Source organism: Halorubrum yunnanense (genome assembly GCF_026586675.1).
GTDB lineage: Archaea > Halobacteriota > Halobacteria > Halobacteriales > Haloferacaceae > Halorubrum > Halorubrum yunnanense.
Map to the genome: position 1 here is coordinate 1 of NZ_JAODIX010000043.1, position 18339 is coordinate 18339.

At 68.4% G+C, this 18339-nt stretch carries 21 protein-coding genes; 12 read left to right on the top strand and 9 right to left on the bottom strand.

The genetic code is table 11. The features are described from left to right. A partial coding sequence (gene tnpA / locus N5096_RS11095; RefSeq protein ID WP_267664191.1) for an IS200/IS605 family transposase occupies positions 1-274 on the bottom strand: 274 nt, incomplete at its 3' end. 176 nt (positions 275-450) lie between these two features. On the opposite strand from tnpA, the gene N5096_RS11100 reads away from it, so the two are divergent. After that, positions 451-1005 (top strand): transcriptional regulator TbsP domain-containing protein, encoded by a 555-nt coding sequence (locus tag N5096_RS11100; protein WP_267664730.1) that lies wholly within the window; start codon positions 451-453, stop codon positions 1003-1005. A 40-nt stretch (positions 1006-1045) separates the two neighbouring features. On the opposite strand, the gene N5096_RS11105 is transcribed toward N5096_RS11100, so the two are convergent. Beyond that, complete coding sequence (locus N5096_RS11105; RefSeq protein WP_267664731.1) at positions 1046-2566, bottom strand: aldehyde dehydrogenase family protein; 1521 nt, start codon at positions 2564-2566, stop codon at positions 1046-1048. Between the two features lie 37 nt (positions 2567-2603). After that, a complete protein-coding gene (locus N5096_RS11110) occupies positions 2604-3428 on the bottom strand; it encodes an RIO1 family regulatory kinase/ATPase domain-containing protein (protein WP_267664732.1) in 825 nt (274 codons plus the stop codon). 128 nt (positions 3429-3556) lie between these two features. On the opposite strand from N5096_RS11110, the gene N5096_RS11115 reads away from it, so the two are divergent. Then, a complete protein-coding gene (locus N5096_RS11115; protein ID WP_267664734.1) occupies positions 3557-4702 on the top strand; it encodes an acyl-CoA dehydrogenase family protein in 1146 nt (381 codons plus the stop codon). A 9-nt stretch (positions 4703-4711) separates the two neighbouring features. Here the strand turns inward: N5096_RS11115 and N5096_RS11120 are convergent, their stop codons facing one another. Further along, positions 4712-5821 (bottom strand): OBG GTPase family GTP-binding protein, encoded by a 1110-nt coding sequence (locus N5096_RS11120; protein ID WP_267664735.1) that lies wholly within the window; start codon positions 5819-5821, stop codon positions 4712-4714. 160 nt (positions 5822-5981) lie between these two features. Here N5096_RS11120 and N5096_RS11125 point away from each other — a divergent pair, with 160 nt between their 5' ends. Then, positions 5982-6182, top strand: coding sequence for a VNG_1110C family protein (locus N5096_RS11125; protein WP_267664737.1), 201 nt, complete (start codon positions 5982-5984; stop codon positions 6180-6182). Positions 6183-6372: 190 nt separating this feature from the next. On the opposite strand, the gene N5096_RS11130 is transcribed toward N5096_RS11125, so the two are convergent. Further along, positions 6373-6828 (bottom strand): hypothetical protein, encoded by a 456-nt coding sequence (locus N5096_RS11130; RefSeq protein WP_267664739.1) that lies wholly within the window; start codon positions 6826-6828, stop codon positions 6373-6375. Positions 6829-7089: 261 nt separating this feature from the next. Here N5096_RS11130 and coxB point away from each other — a divergent pair, with 261 nt between their 5' ends. Continuing rightward, complete coding sequence (gene coxB / locus N5096_RS11135) at positions 7090-7890, top strand: cytochrome c oxidase subunit II (protein ID WP_267664742.1); 801 nt, start codon at positions 7090-7092, stop codon at positions 7888-7890. Then, positions 7887-10385, top strand: coding sequence for a cbb3-type cytochrome c oxidase subunit I (locus tag N5096_RS11140; protein WP_267664744.1), 2499 nt, complete (start codon positions 7887-7889; stop codon positions 10383-10385). Before coxB ends, N5096_RS11140 begins: the two co-directional genes overlap by 4 nt. A 30-nt stretch (positions 10386-10415) precedes the next feature. Here the strand turns inward: N5096_RS11140 and N5096_RS11145 are convergent, their stop codons facing one another. After that, on the bottom strand, positions 10416-10925 hold the full coding sequence (locus tag N5096_RS11145) for a DUF7575 domain-containing protein (protein WP_267664746.1): 510 nt from the start codon (positions 10923-10925) through the stop codon (positions 10416-10418). 77 nt (positions 10926-11002) lie between these two features. Between N5096_RS11145 and N5096_RS11150 the strand changes: the two genes are divergently transcribed. Both N5096_RS11150 and N5096_RS11155 read left to right on the top strand, forming a co-directional pair. Then, the gene (locus N5096_RS11150) at positions 11003-11146 is read left to right on the top strand and encodes a hypothetical protein (RefSeq protein ID WP_267664748.1); all 144 of its coding nucleotides are present in this window, start codon (positions 11003-11005) and stop codon (positions 11144-11146) included. Between the two features lie 59 nt (positions 11147-11205). After that, the gene (locus N5096_RS11155) at positions 11206-12198 is read left to right on the top strand and encodes an NAD-dependent epimerase/dehydratase family protein (protein WP_267664750.1); all 993 of its coding nucleotides are present in this window, start codon (positions 11206-11208) and stop codon (positions 12196-12198) included. 30 nt (positions 12199-12228) lie between these two features. On the opposite strand, the gene N5096_RS11160 is transcribed toward N5096_RS11155, so the two are convergent. Together N5096_RS11160 and N5096_RS11165 are read right to left on the bottom strand one after the other, a co-directional pair. Next, positions 12229-12978 carry a GNAT family N-acetyltransferase gene (locus N5096_RS11160; RefSeq protein WP_267664751.1) on the bottom strand — a complete coding sequence of 250 codons (750 nt, stop codon included), beginning with the start codon at positions 12976-12978 and terminating at the stop codon, positions 12229-12231. A gap of 110 nt (positions 12979-13088) precedes the next feature. Beyond that, positions 13089-13364 carry a cytochrome C oxidase subunit IV family protein gene (locus N5096_RS11165; protein WP_267664753.1) on the bottom strand — a complete coding sequence of 92 codons (276 nt, stop codon included), beginning with the start codon at positions 13362-13364 and terminating at the stop codon, positions 13089-13091. 173 nt (positions 13365-13537) lie between these two features. Here N5096_RS11165 and N5096_RS11170 point away from each other — a divergent pair, with 173 nt between their 5' ends. Next, the gene (locus N5096_RS11170; RefSeq protein ID WP_267664755.1) at positions 13538-14056 is read left to right on the top strand and encodes a hypothetical protein; all 519 of its coding nucleotides are present in this window, start codon (positions 13538-13540) and stop codon (positions 14054-14056) included. A gap of 86 nt (positions 14057-14142) precedes the next feature. Here the strand turns inward: N5096_RS11170 and N5096_RS11175 are convergent, their stop codons facing one another. Continuing rightward, entirely contained in the window at positions 14143-14718 is a 576-nt protein-coding gene (locus tag N5096_RS11175) for a halocyanin domain-containing protein (protein ID WP_267664757.1), read from the bottom strand. A gap of 148 nt (positions 14719-14866) precedes the next feature. On the opposite strand from N5096_RS11175, the gene N5096_RS11180 reads away from it, so the two are divergent. From N5096_RS11180 to N5096_RS11195, 4 genes are all read left to right on the top strand, one after another. Then, positions 14867-15457: a hypothetical protein gene (locus tag N5096_RS11180; RefSeq protein ID WP_267664758.1), complete on the top strand. Its 591-nt coding sequence runs from the start codon at positions 14867-14869 to the stop codon at positions 15455-15457. Positions 15458-15551: 94 nt separating this feature from the next. After that, on the top strand, positions 15552-16739 hold the full coding sequence (locus N5096_RS11185) for a redox-regulated ATPase YchF (protein ID WP_267664759.1): 1188 nt from the start codon (positions 15552-15554) through the stop codon (positions 16737-16739). Between the two features lie 72 nt (positions 16740-16811). Then, the gene (locus tag N5096_RS11190; RefSeq protein WP_267664761.1) at positions 16812-17642 is read left to right on the top strand and encodes an amidohydrolase family protein; all 831 of its coding nucleotides are present in this window, start codon (positions 16812-16814) and stop codon (positions 17640-17642) included. Between the two features lie 64 nt (positions 17643-17706). Continuing rightward, entirely contained in the window at positions 17707-18222 is a 516-nt protein-coding gene (locus N5096_RS11195; RefSeq protein WP_267664763.1) for a DUF371 domain-containing protein, read from the top strand. Positions 18223-18339: the final 117 nt, after the last annotated feature.

Below are 18339 nucleotides of genomic sequence, written 5' to 3' on the forward strand. Positions count from 1 at the left end.
TTCGGATACGGCGGGCGGTTGCGCCCTTGACCGTGTTGATGAACCTCACGAGGTCCGTGGTGGGTTTCGCCCGGAACAGGATGTGAACGTGGTCGTCCTCTCCGTCGAGGTTCGTCAGTTCGACGCCGTAGTTGTCCGTGAACCCGCTGATGACCCCGCGAATGAATTGGGTTCGCTCCTCAGTCAGCACTCCGCGGCGATACTTCGTGGTGAGTATCAGGTGGTAGTGCAGGGAGTACGTCGAATGCGCTCCCGAATCGAGGTCGTATTCCATTGGGTTCATACAGTTATATGGTACCCCAACGCAAAAACGCTGCGACTACGTGGATTTGTGGGGCTGCACCCGTATTGCTGTATGAACAGGTGATGACGGCGCTGTATCCCCACCCTACTCCGCTCCCTTCGGTCGCTCCGTTGAGGGTGGGGGCTTAGCGCCTATATCCAGCTAAAATGTCGACGAGCGAGGGGAACGACGCCACCGCGGGACGACCGACGGCGCCGAAGGCGGTCGCGGGGCGATTCCACCCGGCGAGCCGCCTCGCGGCGCTCACGGAGGCGGCCGTCTGCGACCTCCTGACGCTGCGGGAGCCGCGGCCGAACGCGGCGCTCGCCGGCCGAGAGACGGGGTGGGTGCTCGTCGCGAGCGAGGGCCGAGGGGACGGCGGCGACGTCGCGGACGACGTCGTGCGGGCGCTCAACGCCGAGGTCGGCGCCCCCGCGGATGACCCCCTCGACCTGGCCGGCGCGCGTCGCCGTGCGTACGTCGGCGGCGTCCGCCGGGGCGCGCTCGACCGCGACCTGCGCCGCGCCTGCGAGGGCGCGGGGCTGGGGAGCTCGGCGACGTTCACGCGTGTGAAGCGGGGGCTCCGAGAAGCGGGGCTGCTCGGGACGGAGTCGGTCCCGCAGCCCGTCGGGCGGCCACGGGAACGGCTCGTCGCCCGCGACGCGCTCGCCGAGGCCGACGGGCCGGCCGAAGCGGTCGCAGCGGCGCTGAACGCGGCCTGACGAACCGTGGTAAAACTGGTCGCGCGACGGGGCGCGTCGGTCAGTCCTCTTTCGTCTTGATGTCGGCCGAGAGCCCCTGCGCCATCTCGATCTCCGTCGAGTTGTTCAGGGTCCACGCGGTGCGGTCGGTGACGGCCTCGATGGCCTCTCGAGCGGAGGGGTAGCCGTTACCGGACTTCTTGACGCCGCCGAAGGGGAGCTGGACCTCGGCGCCGATACAGGGGAGGTTCCCGTACGCCAACCCGATCTCGGCGCGGTCACGGTAGTAGTTGATCTGCCGGTAGTCCTCCGAGATGACCGCGCCGGCGAGGCCGTACTCGGTGTCGTTCTGGATCTCGACCGCGCGCTCGATGTCGCCGTCGTACTCGAGCAGGGCGACGTGCGGCCCGAACACCTCCTCGTGGGTACATCGGAGGTCCGCGTCGGGGTCGGCCTCGTAGACGAACGGGCCGATCCAGTGGCCGTCCTCGTGCCCGTCCGGGATCTCGTCGGCGTCGAGTTCGGTGCGGTCGACGAGGACGTTCACGCCCTCCTCGCGGGCGAGCTCGTTATACTCCGCGACCTTCTCGTGGTGTTCCGCTTCGATGAGCGGTCCAATGAAGGTGTCCTCCTGCAGCGGGTCGCCGACGGCGACCTCCTCGGCGACCTCGACGAACCGCTCTTTGAACTCGTCGTACACGTCGGCGTGGACGATCAGGCGCTCGGAGGAGACGCAGCGCTGCCCGGTCGTCTTAAACGAGGACATCACGGCGGAGTGGACCGCGACGTCGAGGTCCGCCGCCTCGGTGACCACGATCGCGTTCTTGCCGCCCATCTCGCAGGCGGCCCGCTTGCCGGCGACGCCGCCGAGCTTGTCCTGGATCAGGTGGCCGACCTCAGCGGAACCGGTGAAGACGACCGTCTCGACGTCGTCGTTCTCGACGATCGCGTTGCCGGCGTCGCCGAACCCCTGGACCATGTTGAACACGCCGTCGGGGATCCCGGCGTCGTCGAACATCTCCGCGATAATCTGCGCGCACCACGGGGTCTGCTCGGCGGGCTTGAAGACGACGGTGTTGCCCTCGACCAGCGCGATGGCCATGTGCCAGTAGGGGATCGCGACGGGGAAGTTCCACGGGGTGATACAGCCCGTTACCCCGCGGGGTTTCCGGCGCATGTACGCGTCCTTCGCCGGGATCTCCGAGGGGACGATGTCGCCCTTCGGGTGCCGGGCGTCGCCGGCGGCCCACTCGACCATGTGGGCGGCCTCGACCACGTCGGCTTTCCCCTCGCTGATCTCCTTCCCGCACTCCTTCGTGACTACTCGTCCGAGTTCGTCCGTGCGCTCCCGCAGCTCGTGGTACACGTCCCACAGGTACTCGGCGCGCTGGATTCGGGAGAGCTCGCGCCACTCCTCGAACGCCTCGTCGGCGGCGTCGACCGCGCGGTCAACGTCCGCCGGAGTCCCCTGACGGAACTCGCCGAGGGACTCCCCGGTGGCCGGGTTCTCGCTCTCGAAGGTCTCCGAGCCAGCGCCCGAGACCCACTCGCCGTCGATGTAATGCCGGTAGGGCTGCGCCATGGCCGCAACATTTGCGGGTGCCGGTAATAAATCACCCCTACTGCGGCGTGTCGTTGCCGTTCCCCTCGCCCGCCCGCTTCTCCAGCTCGCCTTTCAGCCCCGCGGCCTCGAAGTCGTGGTCGGGCCGGATGGCGACGAAGTCGAGGAACTGACGAGCCGCGAGGAGCTCGTCGGCCGAGTAGCTGCCGAGGGCGGCGTCGATCGCGTCGGGCGCGCCGACCAGGGGTTCCAGCGCGGCGAGCGCGCACGCGAGGTCGTACGACCGGGCCGACTCGCGGCCCGCCTCGTTCACGCTGGTCGCGTCGATGACGTACAGGTCGCCGTCTCGCACGAGGACGTTCTCCGCCCGGAGGTCGCCGTGCGCGAGCCCGGCGTCGTGGATCGTCCGGAGGGTCTCGAACAGCGGCGGCGCCAGCTCCCCGACGGCCGCCCGGTCGAGCTCGTCGAGCGCCCGGAACTCGGGGAGGTATTCCAGGACGACGACGCCGAGGTCGCCGACCTCCAGCGCCTCGATCGGTTCCGGGGCGTTGACGCCGAGCTCCCTGACCCGCCGGGTTGCCTCCAGCTCGTGGCGGGCCATCTCGTAGGGGGTCTCGTAGCGCTCGAAGAACCCCTCCGTGCCGGCGGAGACGGCGCCGAGGTTCCGCCCGGTGGTGAAAAGCGTGTGGACGAGCGTGTTCTGTTTGGTGATCACCTTCACGAACAGGTCGTCGTCGAGGACCATCGGCGTCGACAGCCAGTTGTCGGCGTCGAGGAAGCGCACCCGCATCCCGTCCCGGTCGTACCGGTCCGCCAGCTCTCGGACGACCCGCTCGATGTCGGGCCAGTCGACGCGGCCGCGCACGAGCCGGCGGAGCTCCATGTGGCGACCGAACGCGTCGCCAACGCTTAAATGGCGTCCTCGATCGGCGGTCCGCGGTGCCGGGTGACCGCTCCGGATCCATCACGGACGTTCGTATTGTTTATGCCACCGCGTCGCAATTCTTGCGCATGGACTTCGAGCTGCCCGCGGAACACCGGATGATACGCGACACCGTCCGGGAGTTCTGTGAGGAGGAGATCCGGCCGATCGCCCAGGAGATCGAGGACGAACACCGGTTCCCCGACGAGGTGTTCGCCGACCTGAACGACCTGGATATGATGGGCGTGCCGATCTCGGAGGAGTACGGCGGGCTCGGGGGCGACCAGCTCATGTACGCGCTCGTCACTGAGGAACTCGGTCGGGTCTCCGGGGGGATCGGCCTCTCGTACGCCGCCCACACCTCGCTCGGCGCGAAGCCGATCGAGCTGTTCGGGACGCCCGAACAGAAGGAGGAGTGGCTCCGACCGCTCGCCGAGGGCGGCGAGATCGGCGCGTGGGCGCTCACCGAGCCCGGCAGCGGCTCCGACGCCTCCGACATGGACACGACGGCCGAGCGCGACGCCGACGCCGGCGAGTACGTGCTGAACGGGACGAAGCAGTTCATCACGAACGCCACCGTCGCCAACAGCGTGCTGGTGAAGGCTGTCACCGATCCCGGCGCGGGGTACGACGGCATCTCGACGTTCATCGTCGACCCCGAAGACGACGGGTTCGAGGTGACGACCGTCTGGGACAAGATGGGACTCAACTGCTCGCCGACATGCGAGATACAGCTAGACGACGTCCGGATCCCGGAAGACCGGCTGCTCGGGGCGGAGGGCGACGGCTGGACCCAGACGATGAAGACGCTCGACGGCGGCCGGATCTCGATCGCCGCGCTGTCGGTCGGGCTCGCGCAGGGGGCCTACGAGGCCGCGAAGGAGTACGCCGGCGAGCGCGAGCAGTTCGGGAAGCCGATCGCGAAGTTCGACGCGATCCGCGACAAGGTCGTCCACATGCACCGGCAGACGGAGCGCGCGCGGCTGCTCACCCACAAGGCGGCGACGACGTACGACGCCGGCGAGTCCGTCACCCGCGAGTCGGCGCTGGCGAAGCTCGACGCCAGCGAGGCGGCCCGCGAGGTCGCCGAGGAGGCGGTCCAGACGCTCGGCGGCTACGGCTACACGACCGACTTCGCGCCGCAGCGGTTCTACCGCGACGCGAAGCTGATGGAGATCGGCGAGGGGACAAGCGAGATCCAACACGTCGTGCTCGGCCGCGAGCTGGGGCTGTGACCGACGGACTCACTTTCGCGCGACGATCCGCAGGACGTCTTCGTCCGCCAGTTTGTGGCCCTTCCCGACCTGCTGGTCGTCGTGTTTCGCGCTCGTCCCGGAGACGCGCGCGAACTTGAACCGCTCCTCGAACTCCCCGCCGATCTTCGTGCAGGCGTCGCCGACCGTGTCGCCCTCGAACAGGATCAGCGGCTCCTCGTAGTCGACGCCGCGACCGGGCTTGTCCATGTAGATGCGGATGACTCCGAGCTCCTCCCAGAGCCGCTCTCTGAGCCCGTCGAGTCCAAGTTCCTCCGCAGCGGAGATGAAGAGCACGTCGTCGGGGTCCAGGTCGCGGTCGCGGAGCTCCGCCTTGACGGTCGGGAGGTAGCTCTTGTCGATGAGGTCGGCCTTGTTCACCGTGACCATCGACGGGAGGTACTCCCGGTTGTCCATGACCGCGTCGACGAGCTCGTCGATCGTGAGGTCGTGGGGGATCGTCACCTTGGCGTTGACGTAGCCGTACTCGCGGAGCACCTGTTTGACCGTCTCTTCGCCGAGGCTCACCTCGTCGCTCATCGTCACGCCGAGCCCGTCTTTGTGCGTCTTCCGGATGTTGATGTTCGGCGGGTCCGTGTCGAGGCGGATGTTGGTCGCGTACAGCTCCTCGCGGAGCCGGTCGTACTGCTCGATCTCGAAGACCGAGAGCATGAAGACGACGAGGTCGGCGGTCCGAACGACTGAGAGGACTTCCTTTCCGCCCCCGCGACCGCCCGCGGCGCCCTCGATCAGCCCCGGCACGTCGAGGATCTGGATGTTCGCACCGCGGTACTTCAGCATCCCGGGGTTGACGTCGAGGGTCGTGAACTCGTAGGAGCCGACCTCGCTGTCGGCGTTGGTGAGGGCGTTAATGAGAGTGGACTTTCCGACGCTCGGGAACCCGACGAGCGCGACCGTGGCGTCGCCGTGCTTCTCGACGGCGTAGCCGTGGCCGCCGCCGGCGGAGGACTGGTTCTCCAGCTTCTCCTTTTTCTCCGCGAGCTTCGCCTTCAGCCGCCCGATGTGGGCCTCCGTGGCCTTGTTGTAGGGCGTGTCGGCGATCTCCTCGCGGAGGTCCTCGATCTCTGCTTCCAGTCCCATTGGCGTACAGTCGGCCGGTCGTCTCGTTAAAGGTGTTCCTTCGGCCCGCCGGAGGGCTCGGTCACGGACCGGACGCCGGTCCGGGGCGTGCGAATCCGCCGCGGTCGTGTCGACGCTTCGACACGGTTATATCCGCGACCCGCGATCGACACGTACGCGAATGCCCGATCCGTCGAGCCTCCGTGACAGCACGCAGATCGTCCTCCCGTGTCAGGCTCTCGACGACCTCGGGGACCGGTTCCGGGAGCGGTTCACCGTGACGATCGTGGAGGACGACGGCTACTGCCGGATCATCGGGAGCCCCGTCGAAATCAAGGCCGCGAGCGACTTCCTCGCCCGGAACGGCGTCGCGGTCGCGTGAGGATATTTCACTTACGAGCAGGGGGAGTCGTCTTCACCAGGAGCGCGAATCGTCTCGCGCGGCGCAGTCGGTCTACCGTCGGAGTGACGCGACGACGCCTCCGTCTCGGCTCCCGCGGGCGCGTACCGGTCCGGTCGCTGGTTCGAGGAGGTCGCGCAGGGGACGAGCGAGAAGCGCGGATCGAAGCGGTTCAACCGATGACGCCGACGAGGAGCTGCGCCGCGATGAGGACGAGGAAGACGAGCCCCGCGGCGAAGGAGCCGGCCGCGACCCCGTGTGCGTTTCCGAGTCCACGCCCCCGAGCGCTGAAGTACGCCCCGAGGAAGACGAACCCGGTCACCAGCAGGCCGACCCCGGCGTAGGCGACACCGAGGAGGCTGCCGGAGAGGCCTTCCGGAAGCCCGAAGTTGCCGACCGCTAGGAGGGCGACGCCGCCGATACCGACCGTGATGGCGACGAACGCGACGGCCCAGACGACCGGCTGGCGGACGAAGTCGCGGAGCCCGCCGACGACCGCGGCGTACCTGTCCGGCGACCCGTCCGTCCCGGGCGCCGTTCGCTGCGAGCCGATCCGCGCGACGGCGAGGAAGGTGCCCGTGACGAGCAGCCCCATTAATGCCGTGCTCAAGAGCGTGAGTGAGACCATGGTGGGTTTCGTTATTAGGCCGTCCGTTCGCGTGTACAAATAGCCTTCGTATACTCCGGCGATCGGCCCTCCGTCACCCCCGCTGCGGCTCGCGGTCCTTGAGCGACGCGCCACGCGGAAAACGCGTCTGCTGAGCCGTCCCGTGGGCCGCTCCCCGCTTAGGCTTATATCTGCAAGCAAGCGCCCGGGAGAACCTGCGGCGGGTCACACAAGAGCTAAGTGTGCCATCGCCAAGAGAGAGACAAGAGCAGACAGACGAACATGATAGATCCAATTATCCTGCAACGGGGGAGCGACTGGCGCGCGCAGGCGGAGGTCTTCGATGAGATCTTCTTCGTCTTCCTCGCGCTCGGTACGCTCGTCGGTACAATCGTTGTCGCGTACACGCTGTGGAACGTGTACAAGTACCGCGACGACGGAGGCGAACCGAGGGAAGACTTCGACGCGCCGACGGTCGGCGAGCTCCCGACGGGACAGGGCGGTCCGAAAGCTAAGAAGCTGTTCCTCTCGTTCGGACTGAGCGCGATCGTCGTCATCAGCCTCGTCGTGTACGCGTACGGGCTCCTCCTCTACGTCGAGGAGGGCCCCGACGCGAACGAGGAGAGCGACATCGAGATCCTCGTCACGGGGTACCAGTTCGGCTGGGAGTACGAGTACCCGAACGGCCACACAACGAGGGGTGAGTTGGTGGTGCCGGCCGACCACCGGGTCAACCTCGACGTGACCTCGACCGACGTGTGGCACAACTTCGGCTCGTCGGAGTTACGGATAAAATCCGACGCCATCCCCGGTGAGACCAGCGAGGTCTGGTTCGCCGTGAGTTCCGAAACGGTCGAAGAACAGGGCGGCGAGGCGACGTACAGAGTCGAGTGCTTCGAGCTGTGCGGACAGGGGCACTCGGCCATGAAGGGCCAGATCACGGCCCTCCCGCAGGACGAGTGGGAGGAGTGGTACGAGAGCACCGGGGGCGACTCGGAGAACTCCTCCAACGTCGAGGGGGGCGTGAGCGTCGACGACACTGCGAGCGTTAGTCACGCGGCTGTCGGAGGTGTGCCCGCATGAGCGAGCTCCCGCCGACGACTTCCGTCAAGCGCTGGCTCGTGACGACGAACCACAAGGACATCGGCATCCTCTACACGATCACCGCGCTGTTCTTCCTGCTGTTCGGCGGCGTCCTCGCGCTGCTGATCCGCGTCCAGCTCTGGGACCCGGCGAACCAGGTGCTCTCCGGGCTCGCGTACAACGAAGCGGTCACGGCCCACGGGCTGATAATGGTGTTCTGGTTCCTCTCGCCGTTCGCCTTTGGTTTCGCAAACTACTTCGTCCCGCTGCAGATCGGCGCCGACGACCTCGCGTTCCCCCGGCTGAACGCGGTCTCGTACTGGCTGTACCTGTTCTCGGGCGTGCTGCTCGGGATCAGCTTCTTCCAGGGCGGTACGCTGAGCGCCGGGTGGACGATGTACGCCCCGCTCAACGTCCCGATGTACACGCCGAGTATCGGGTCGACCGGCGCGATCCTCGCGCTCACAATGTTCATTATCGGCGTCACCGCGTCGACGGTGAACTTCCTCACTTCTATCCATCACTCCCGCGCTGAAGGGATGGGCATCATGGACATGCCGATGTTCTCGTGGTCGATCCTCGCGACCGTGTGGATGATGCTGTTCGCGTTCGCGGCGCTGCTGGGCGCGCTGTTGATCCTCGGCTCCGACCGGGTGCTCGGGAGCGTCTACTTCTCCGCGACTGAGGGAGGGGCCCTGCTGTGGGGCCATCTCTGGTGGTTCTTCGGCCACCCGGAGGTGTACATCGTCTTCTTCCCGGCGCTCGGCGCCATGCTGGAGCTGTTCCAGACGTTCTCCGGCCGCCGCCTCGTCGGTCGTAAGTGGGTCATCATCTCCATCTGTCTGATCGCCGTCCAGTCGTTCCTCGTGTGGATGCACCACATGTTCTTGACGACGATCAACCTGGAGATCAAGACGCTGATGATGGCGACGACGATCGGTATCTCGCTTCCCTTCGACCTGATCGTCTTCTCGCTGATCTACACGCTGATCAAGGGCCGGATCCAGTTCACGACGCCGTTCCTGTTCGCGTTCGGCGCGCTGCTCCTGTTCATCCTCGGCGGGATCACGGGCGTCTTCCTCGGCGCCATCGTGCTCGATTACGAGTTCCGCGGCACCTACTGGGTGGTCGCGCACTTCCACTACGTGATGTTCGGTGGGGCGACAGCGCTCGTCGGCGCGATCTACTACTGGTTCCCGAAAGTTACCGGGAAGATGTACGACGAGTTCCTCGGGAAGCTCCACTTCGCGATCTTCTTCCTCGGCTTCAACGCCGTCTACTTCTCGATGTTCCTCGCCTGGGAGACCCCGCGCCGGGTGTTCGAGTACAATCCCGAGTTCCAGATCTACCACCAGTTCGGGACGATCGGGGCGTTCGTGCTCGGGTTCTCCTTCTTCATCATGTTCTACAACCTAGGGAAGTCCTACGTCTCCGGCGAGTCGGCCGGCGCCAACCCGTGGGACTACTCGCGGACCGCGGAGTGGGCGGTCTCCTCGCCGCCGCCGCTAGAGAACTGGCCTGACCGGCCGTCGTACGCCTCCGGGAAACTGGAGTTCGTGAAAGACTACGTGCCGGACGGCGGGCCCGCGGTGAAGACCGACGAGGACGGCAACGTCGCCACCGACGGCGGCGACACCCACTCGTCGCACATCTCGAGATACGCTCACTGGGACAAACATCCGAGTCACGCGAGTATCTGGCCGTTCGCGCTGTCGCTCGCCCTCGGAGTGATGCTGTTCGGCCTCTCCGGCTTCGCCAACTCCGTCACCGTCGAACTGGGCGAGACGGCGCTCCAGAGCGACGTCGTCATCTCCAACCTGCTCTACCCGACCGCGATCTTGGCCGGGATCGGCGGACTCCTCTACACCGGCGTGAAGTGGGGGACTGAGGACTTCTACGCCCCGCCGACCGAGTTCGCCGAGCGCTGGCCGTTCAACGGCGTCGAGAAGGTCAAACTGGGGATGTGGTTCTTCCTGGCGTCCGACGTTCTCGTCTTCGGCGCCCTGCTGTCTGCGGCCATCTTCATCCGGTACAACGCCGGCTGGATGACGTGGGAGCCGCTGACCGACCCGCTACCCGGACTGATCAACACATTCGTGCTGCTCACGTCATCGTTCACGGTAATCTTGGCGCTGGTCGCGGCCCGCCGGAAGAGCCGGCAGGGCCTGCTGGCGTCGCTCGGGTCGACCATCCTGCTCGGGTTCGTCTTCATGGCGATCAAGATGTGGGAGTGGAACCACGAGGTCTTCGACAAGGGTGTGACGATCTCCGCGAACGCTCACGGTGACCCGATTCAGGCGTCGATCTACTACGTCACGACCGGACTCCACGGGATCCACGTACTGCTCGGATTAGTGGTAGCCATCTTCCTGTTCGTCAGGACCTACCAGGGCCACTACCTCGACGACGAGCGGCCGATCGAGTACTTCGGCCTCTACTGGCACTTCGTGGACATCGTCTGGGTGTTCGTCTTCCCGCTGTTCTACCTCTTCTGAGGCGGTCCGCGGTTCGGTTTTTTTGTTCTCCTACGCGTCGCCTTCACCGACCGGTTCGGCGCACCACTGACAGAAGTCGAACGTCGGATCGGTCTCCTTCCCGCACTCCGGACAACGCACGGTCCCGTCGCCGTCCGCCGTCCCCGCGGACCGCGCGTCCGGTTCCGCTGTCATCCCCGCGGACTGCGCGCTCGGTTCCTCCGCAGTCTCGTGGTCGAGCGACTCCGTGCGGCCGGTTGCGCGGGCCGCTTCTCGCTCCCGCTCGTACGCCCGGTTGTTCCGGATCGCCACGACGTACGCGTCGATCACGCTGGCGCCCACGACCGCGGCGGCGGGCGCGACCTCCCGGACCGGCGGCGGGTCACCGGCGAGCGCGCCGGAGATCGCCGACTCGGGGACGAACACGAACACCGCCGCGGTGACCGCCACGTACCAGCCGAGCCCGCGGGCCCACCGGCGGAGGTACGCGTGGCCGAGCCCGGAGACGACGAGCGCGAGCAGGGCGGCGAGCCAGGGCCGTCGACGAGTGTGCTCCGTCATAGGCCGCCGTACGGCCCCCCGGCCCGAGAAGCTACCTCTCTCGGAGCGTTTATGTGGCGGACGCGCCGAACTCGGGTATGCTCGGAGTTCCGCTCGGCGATTTCCTCTCCGGGGCCGCGTTCGCGGTCTTCGGCGTCGGGACCTGGGGGATCGGCCTCGGCGTCGCCTACCTCCTGTACCGCCGGTGGCGCGGCGACGGCCCCCGCGACAACGACGACTGAGTCGGCCCGTCGCGTTCCGGTTCGGCCACGCTTTTCACCTCGCTCGTCCGATCCCACGTATGACAGACACGGCGCTCGTCGTGGGCGGCACGCGATTCATCGGCCGACACACCGTCGAGGAACTGCTGGCGCACGACTACGAGGTCACGATATTCAACCGCGGGAACCACGAGAACCCCTTCGCGGACGACGACCGGGTGACCCACGTCGAGGGCGACCGGAAAGACGAGAGCGCGCTCCGGGCCGCGAAGCTGTCGGTCGAGCCCGACGTCGTGATCGACTGCGTCGCCTACCAGCCGGCCGACGTGGAGACCGCGACCGATATCTTCGCCGACGTCGACGGCTACGTGTACATCTCGTCGGGCTCCAGCTACGCCGCCGAGGAGATCCCTAAGCGGGAGGAGGAGACGCCGCTGGAGCCGTGTACCGACGCGCAGGCGACCGACGACTCCGGCGAGACGTACGGTAACCGGAAGGCCGAGGGCGACCGCGCGGTGTTCGCGGCCGCCGAGGCGGGGGTCGCCGCGATGGCCGTCCGCCCGTGTATCGTCTACGGCCCGCACGACTACACGGAGCGACTCGACTACTGGATCGACCGCGTGCTCTCGCACGACCGCGTCGTCGTCCCTGGGGACGGTCAGAACCTCTGGCACCGCGCGTACGTCGAGGACGTCGCGAGCGCGCTCCGGGTCGTCGCCGAGCGCGGCGAGCCCGGGGCCGCCTACAACGTCGGCGACCGCCGGGCGCTCACACTCGAGGAGACCGTCGAGACGGTCGCCGAGGCCGCCGGCACCGACTGCGAGGTCGTGCCCGCGAGCGGCGACGCGCTCGCGGCCGGCGGGCTCGAGCCGGGCGACTTCGCGCTCTACCGGGAGTACCCCCACCTGCTCGACACGTGCGCGCTCGCCGATCTCGGCTGGGAGTCGACCCCGATCGAGGAGGCGATGGCTCAGACCGTCGCCGAACACCGGGAGGCCGAGCGCGACGGAAGCGAGTGGGACCCCGGGCGCGAGGCGGAAGAGCGGGTGCTGGGCGTGAAAGACACCTTATAAATCGGCTCGGTGACGGGGCGCGCGCTCGGCTCAGTAGGCGGCGTCCCAGCGCGACGGCTTCCGCCGGTTCCCGCAGTCGCCGCACTCCATGCGGTCCATCGTGTCGATGGCGACGTTCGTCCCCTCGCAGTTCCCGCAGAAGTAGCCGTAGCGCTGCTCGCGGTCGCGGTCGGCGTACGCGACGTAGAAGGGACCCTCGGAGCCGCGCTCGCTCTCGTCGAAGGCGACGTGGACCGTGTCGGCGGCGTCCGTCTCGACGACGCCATCGGAGATGCCGGTCAGCCGGCTGACCTGTTTGCGGTACTCGCGCTCGTCGAACGTCTCCTCGCCGATCTCCACGGAGCGCTCGCCGACCAGCTCGTACCCCTCGGCCTCGTAGAACGCGGTGCCGGCCTCGTTGTCGACGAGGACGCGCGCCTCGATTCGGTCGACGTCCACGTCTCGGAGCCCTGCCTCCAGGCGCTCGAGGAGCGCGGAGCCGATCCCGGAGCCGCGGTGGTCCGGGTGGACGTGGACCCAGTCGATCTCGCCGACCCGCTCGCGGCGCCCGACCACGTAGCTCTCGGCGAACCCGACCACGTCGTCGTCGACGACGGCGACGGGACACACCGTCGACTCGTCGTCGATGTCCGCGACGAGGTCGTCCGGGTCGTACCACTCGTCGACCGCCTCGGCCAGCAGCGCCTCGTCGACGGCGTGGCCGTAGGAGGCGAGCAGCGATTCGCGGGCGACTTCTCGGATCGGGTCGACGTCGGCTGCGGTGGCGTCGCGGAGTTGCATACGATACCGTTTACACACGGCTACAAAAAACACGCCTGAACGTGTCAGAACTGCCGGGTCGGCCTGGGAGGGGAGAAGAGGGGACAGAGGACGGCGGGTATCCGGAGTGGCTACGAGATGGAGTACGTCGCCGCGGCCATCAGCAGCATGGTGAGCGCGAGCGCGAGGGCCATCACGTAGGTGAGCGAGCGGTTCTCCCAGCGGAGGTGCTGGAAGTAGGCGACGATGAGGAGCGTCTTCACCGTCGCGATCACCAGCGTTCCGCCGAGCGCCTGGGCGTAGGTGAACTCGAGGAACGTGGCCTCGAAGAGAACGAAGTTCAGCGTCGCCGCGACCAGGAGCGCGACGTATATCGCTGTGTACAGTTTGAGCGAGTCGTCCGACATTGCTTGCCCTCACCTTCGTCCGTGTGCTTAAAGAATTATCCATCCGAACGTCGCCGGACCGTCCCTCGACGGCCGACTGCGGGCGCGTCCGGGCCGGCGGAGCCCGTCCGAGGCGACCTCGAAACGCATATCCGCTCGACGTGCCGACATAACTCCGACCCCGAGGCACCACCGTGGACCCGCTCGAACCGACGGACGACCTGCTCGAATCGCTGTACGTCGTCAACAAGGCCGCGAAGCGGTTCGCCGACGAGGCGACCGCCGCCTACGACCGCGGCGACGTCACCGAGAGCAACGTCCGTTCGGCCCGCAAAGACGCGCTCTACCGGACGAAGACGACGGTCCTGTCGCGGATCGTCGCGCACGAGCAGTCGGACGTCACCGGGGAGTACCACGCTATCAACGGCGACGTCTGGCTGTTCCTCGCGGTCGGCGACTGGCGGTTCCACCAGCCGCCGCGCGCCATCGGCGGCGACCTCGCGGAGGAGGTCGACGTCGCGAACGCGCCCGAGGAGCCGATCGACGCCCCCTACGAGCGCGACGCGTCGGTCGAGCGCTCGGACCGGTCGCTCGAGGACGCCCTCGCCGGGCTGGCGGACGCCGGTGTCAACGCGAACGACCACCTCGCGCGGCCGACCGTGACGACCGAGCACGACCGCATCGTGGACGTGCGCTGGTCGTTCCTCCCCTAGTCGATCGCTCCCATGACGCCGACTCCGGCGCCTCAGCTGGGGCGTCGACACGTCCGAACAGAAAAACCGGAAATCGTGACCCGGCGTTAGCTCTCGACGACCTCGATGGCGCCGAGCATTCCGACTCCCTGGTGGGGCGTGCACTGGTACAGCTGGATGCCGGTGTTGTCGAACGACTGCTCGAAGGTCGTCCCCTCGTCGCCGACGGCGTTCCCGCTGTTGAAGTCGGACTCAGAGCCCTCCGCGGAGGCGACGTTGTGGGCGCCGCCTTGACCGGTCCACTCCCAGACGACGGTCGTGCTGGAGGTGATCCGGATCGCCGCCGGGTCGAACGCCAGCCCCTCGCCGGCACCGACCGAGACGGTAACTTGGTCCTGTCCGGTGTAGTCGGCGATAGTGCCCTCGTACAGGCGGGCGTCCGTCAGGTGGTCGTCGATCCCGCTCGGGACGTCGTCGAGGGATTCCCCGGCGCCGCCCGAGTCGCCGCCGTCAGAGCCGTCAGAGCCGTCAGAGCCGTCAGAGCCGTCAGAGCCGTCAGAGCCGTCAGAGCCGTCAGAGCCGTCTCCCCCGTCCCCGCCCCCGGAACAGCCGGCGAGCGTTCCGAGGGCGAGCGCGGCCCCGGTTCCAGCGACGTACCGTCGTCTGCTCAGTCTATCAGACATCACCATATCTAGGGGTTCGAGCCTTACAAACCCCTTGATGGACCCCGGACCGCCGGAACGTTCTGACCCCGCAGAGAGGGGTCCGAGCCGACGCCCGCGGCGGCGCCGTCGGCGCCTTTATTCGCCGGCGGCGCGGTGAGTCGGACGTATGCGGGAAGACGAGTTGGCGACGCGTGTCGTCGACCACTACGCGGCCGCCCACGACGACCCGGAGATCCGGTTGGAGGAGCCGTACGACGCCGACGGTCGGCGCGGGGTCGCCGACGTCTACGTCCGGCTGCGGACGCCCGAACGGGTCGACCGCGTGATGGAGCTCAAGGCCGACGCAGCCGTGCGCCGCGCGACCGGCGCGAACGAGGTCCTGCGGCAGTACCGCCGCATGGAGCGGTACTTCCACGCCGACGAGCGCCACGCGGTCCGGCCGAAGCTGGGGCGCACCGACCCCGGCGCGCGCTACCTGCTGTTGTTCGCGCCGACGCCGACCTGCGTCCACCACGTCGCCACCCACCGGTCGCTGTACGGCTCCGTCGACGTCGCGGCCCGCGTCGACGACGTCCCGGCGGTCCGCACCGTCGCGTTCCTCACCGGGCTCGACGGCGACCCCGCCGATCTCGGGATGGCCTCTGTCAACGGCGACGCCGCGTTCGGCTCCGAGGCGTTTCTGGACGCGGTGCCGGCCGGTTCGCGGCTCGCGGAGAGCCTCCGGGGCGTCGACGACGACCTCATCGAGTTCCCCTGACCAGCCGCGGCGCGGTCCGGGCCGTGTCCCGAGTCCGGCGCGGGTCGGCGCGGGCGACCGAAAGGCGCTTTTCGCCGCGCCGCGACCCACGACCATGATCACGGTCGCGTTGGCGGGGAAGCCGAACGCCGGGAAGTCCACCTTCTACACGGCCGCGACGATGGCCGACGTCGACGTCGCGAACTACCCGTTCACGACGATCGACGCGAACCGCGGCGTCACCCACGCCCGGACGGAGTGCCCCTGTCTCGGCCGCGAGGAGCGGTGCGGTAACGAGAACTGCCGGGACGGAAAGCGGTACGTCCCGATCGAGCTCCTCGACGTGGCCGGGCTCGTCCCGGGGGCACACGAGGGGAAGGGGCTCGGCAACCAGTTCCTCGACGAGCTGACGAACGCGGACGTCGTGTTGAACGTCGTCGACGCCTCGGGCGCGACGAACGCGGAGGGCGAGCCGGTCGAGGTCGGCGCGCACGACCCCCTCGGCGACGTGGACTTCGTCGAGGAGGAGATGGACCTGTGGCTCGCGGGCATCGTCGACCGCAACTGGGAGAGCGTCGAGCGCAAGTCGCGCTCGCCCGACTTCGACTTGGAGGAGTCGGTCTCGGACCTGTTGACCGGGTTCGGCGCGACGGAGCGCGACGTGACCGCCGTCCTCCGCGGGCTGGAGTACCCGGACGATCCGAAGGCGTGGACCGCTGACGATCGCGAGGCGCTCGCGCGGGCGATCCGGCGGCGCACCAAGCCGATCGTCGTCGTCGCGAACAAGGTCGACGCCGCGCCCGAGGGCGCGCTCGACCGGATCCGCGAGGGCACGGAGAAGCCGGTGGTCCCGGCGACGGCCGACGGCGAGCTCGCTCTGCGCCGGGCGGCGGAAGCGGACGTCGTCGACTATGACCCGGGCGACGACGGCTTCGAGATCGTCGGCGAGGTGTCGGACGGGCAGCGGAAGGGGCTCGACGCGATCCGCGGCGTGGTGGACGACCGGGGCGGGACCGGGGTCCAGACCGCGCTGAACGCCGCGGTCTACGACCTGCTCGACCGGATCACGGTCTACCCGGTGCAGGACGCCTCGAAGTGGACGGACGGCACGGGGAACGTCCTCCCGGACGCGTTCCTCCTCCCGTCGCGGGCGACGCCGTCGGACCTCGCGTACGCGGTCCACACCGACATCGGCGAGGGGTACCTCCACGCGGTCGACGCGCGCTCCTCGCGCCGGATCGGCGAGGGCCACGAGCTGAGCGAGGGCGACGTGGTGAAGATCGTCTCGACCGCGGGGCCGTGAGGGAAGCCCCCGTAGCGGGAAGCGCGCGTGAGACCGACAGGCACATGCGGGTCCCCCGAGACGGGTCAGTAGATGCTCGGGCTCGAACACGACTTCCGGATCGTCGACACCCGCGCGACCCTGGATCCCGACGAGTCCTCGGTCGCCACCCACGGCCGGGACATCTCCCCCGAGCGGCTGGAACGCGAGATGCTCCAGGCGGGCGTCGTGCGCGCGGTCGCGAGCCCCGGCCGACGCCCCCCCGGGAAGAGTTACCTCCGCGCGAACAACGCGGTCGCGCGCCTCTCGATCGACCGCCCGTTCGTCGCGTTCGCCCGACTTAACGGGCCGCGTGACCCGGGCGACGGGCCGATATCGGCAATACGGAACCTCCGCGCCGAGCGGGACGACCACCACGCCCGGCCCGACGACGTCGAGCAGTACTCCTACGACGACCGCTTCCACGGGTTCACGCTCGTCCCGCACGTCGACGGCCTCCCGAACGAGGACGTGCTGCGTCGGCTGGAGTCGGCTGACCTCCCCCTCATCGTCCACGCCGGCAGGAAGTTCCCGCCCGACGCGGTCGAGCGCGAACTGCTCGACTACGACCTCCCGATCGTCCTGGCGAGCTTCGGCGGGTACCCGCTCGACGCCGGCCTCATGAACGAGACGCTCGACCTCCTCGACGAGTACGACCGGCTCCACGTCGACACCAGCGCCGTGCGCTACCGGGAGGTGCTCGAACGCGGCGTCCTGGAACACCCTGACCGGGTGGTCTTCGGATCGGGCGCGCCGGACGTCCACCCGAACGTCGGCGTGATGGAGGTGCTCACACTCGACGTCTCCGAGGACCTGATGCGCCGCGTGCTGGCGAAGAACCCCGCTCGGCTGATCCCCGCGCTCGCCGAGGGCGCGGACGTTTGAATCGCGGTCGCCCGCCCGGGCCGAGACGGTAGCCACTTGTTCCGGCGTCGCCGACCCGACGGACATGAGCGACGCCGAGACGGACGACGCCGCGAGCGCCGCGCGCGACGACGACGCCCTCGTGGAAGTCGTCCGCGCGACCGGTCACGAACACGTCACCGCCGAGCACGCGAGCACCGTCGAGCTCACGACCGACGACTGGCTCACCCCCACTGGCGACTGCATCGTCGGCGTCGAGGCCGACCGGGCGCCGCGGGATTTCGACCCCGCCTTCCGGGAGGCGTGCCGGGACGCGGAGGCGACGATCACGGCGACCTTCGCGGTCGGCGAGCCGGGCGCGGACGCCGTCGCCACCGACAACCCCGCGCACGCCGGCGAGATCGTCGGCCGCGGCGACCCCGACCTCGCGCTCCTCGACGACCGGTCGATGGTCGGCCGGACCAGCGAGTACACCGACGACGAGCGCACGATTCTCGTCGACGGCGACGGCGCCGCCGCCGACCTCGACCGCGACCTCGTCGAGGCGCTCGCGGCCGGCGCGCCGATGGCGCTGCGGCTGGAAGTGGACCCCGCCGAGTGAGTGAGCGCTCCGGTCAGTTATACGTGAGCGAGCACGGCGAGCACGATAGCGATCCGAGACGAACACGCTCGCGGTCGGCGCGTGCCTGCGAGCGGCCGCCTCCGGCGGCCGCGAGTC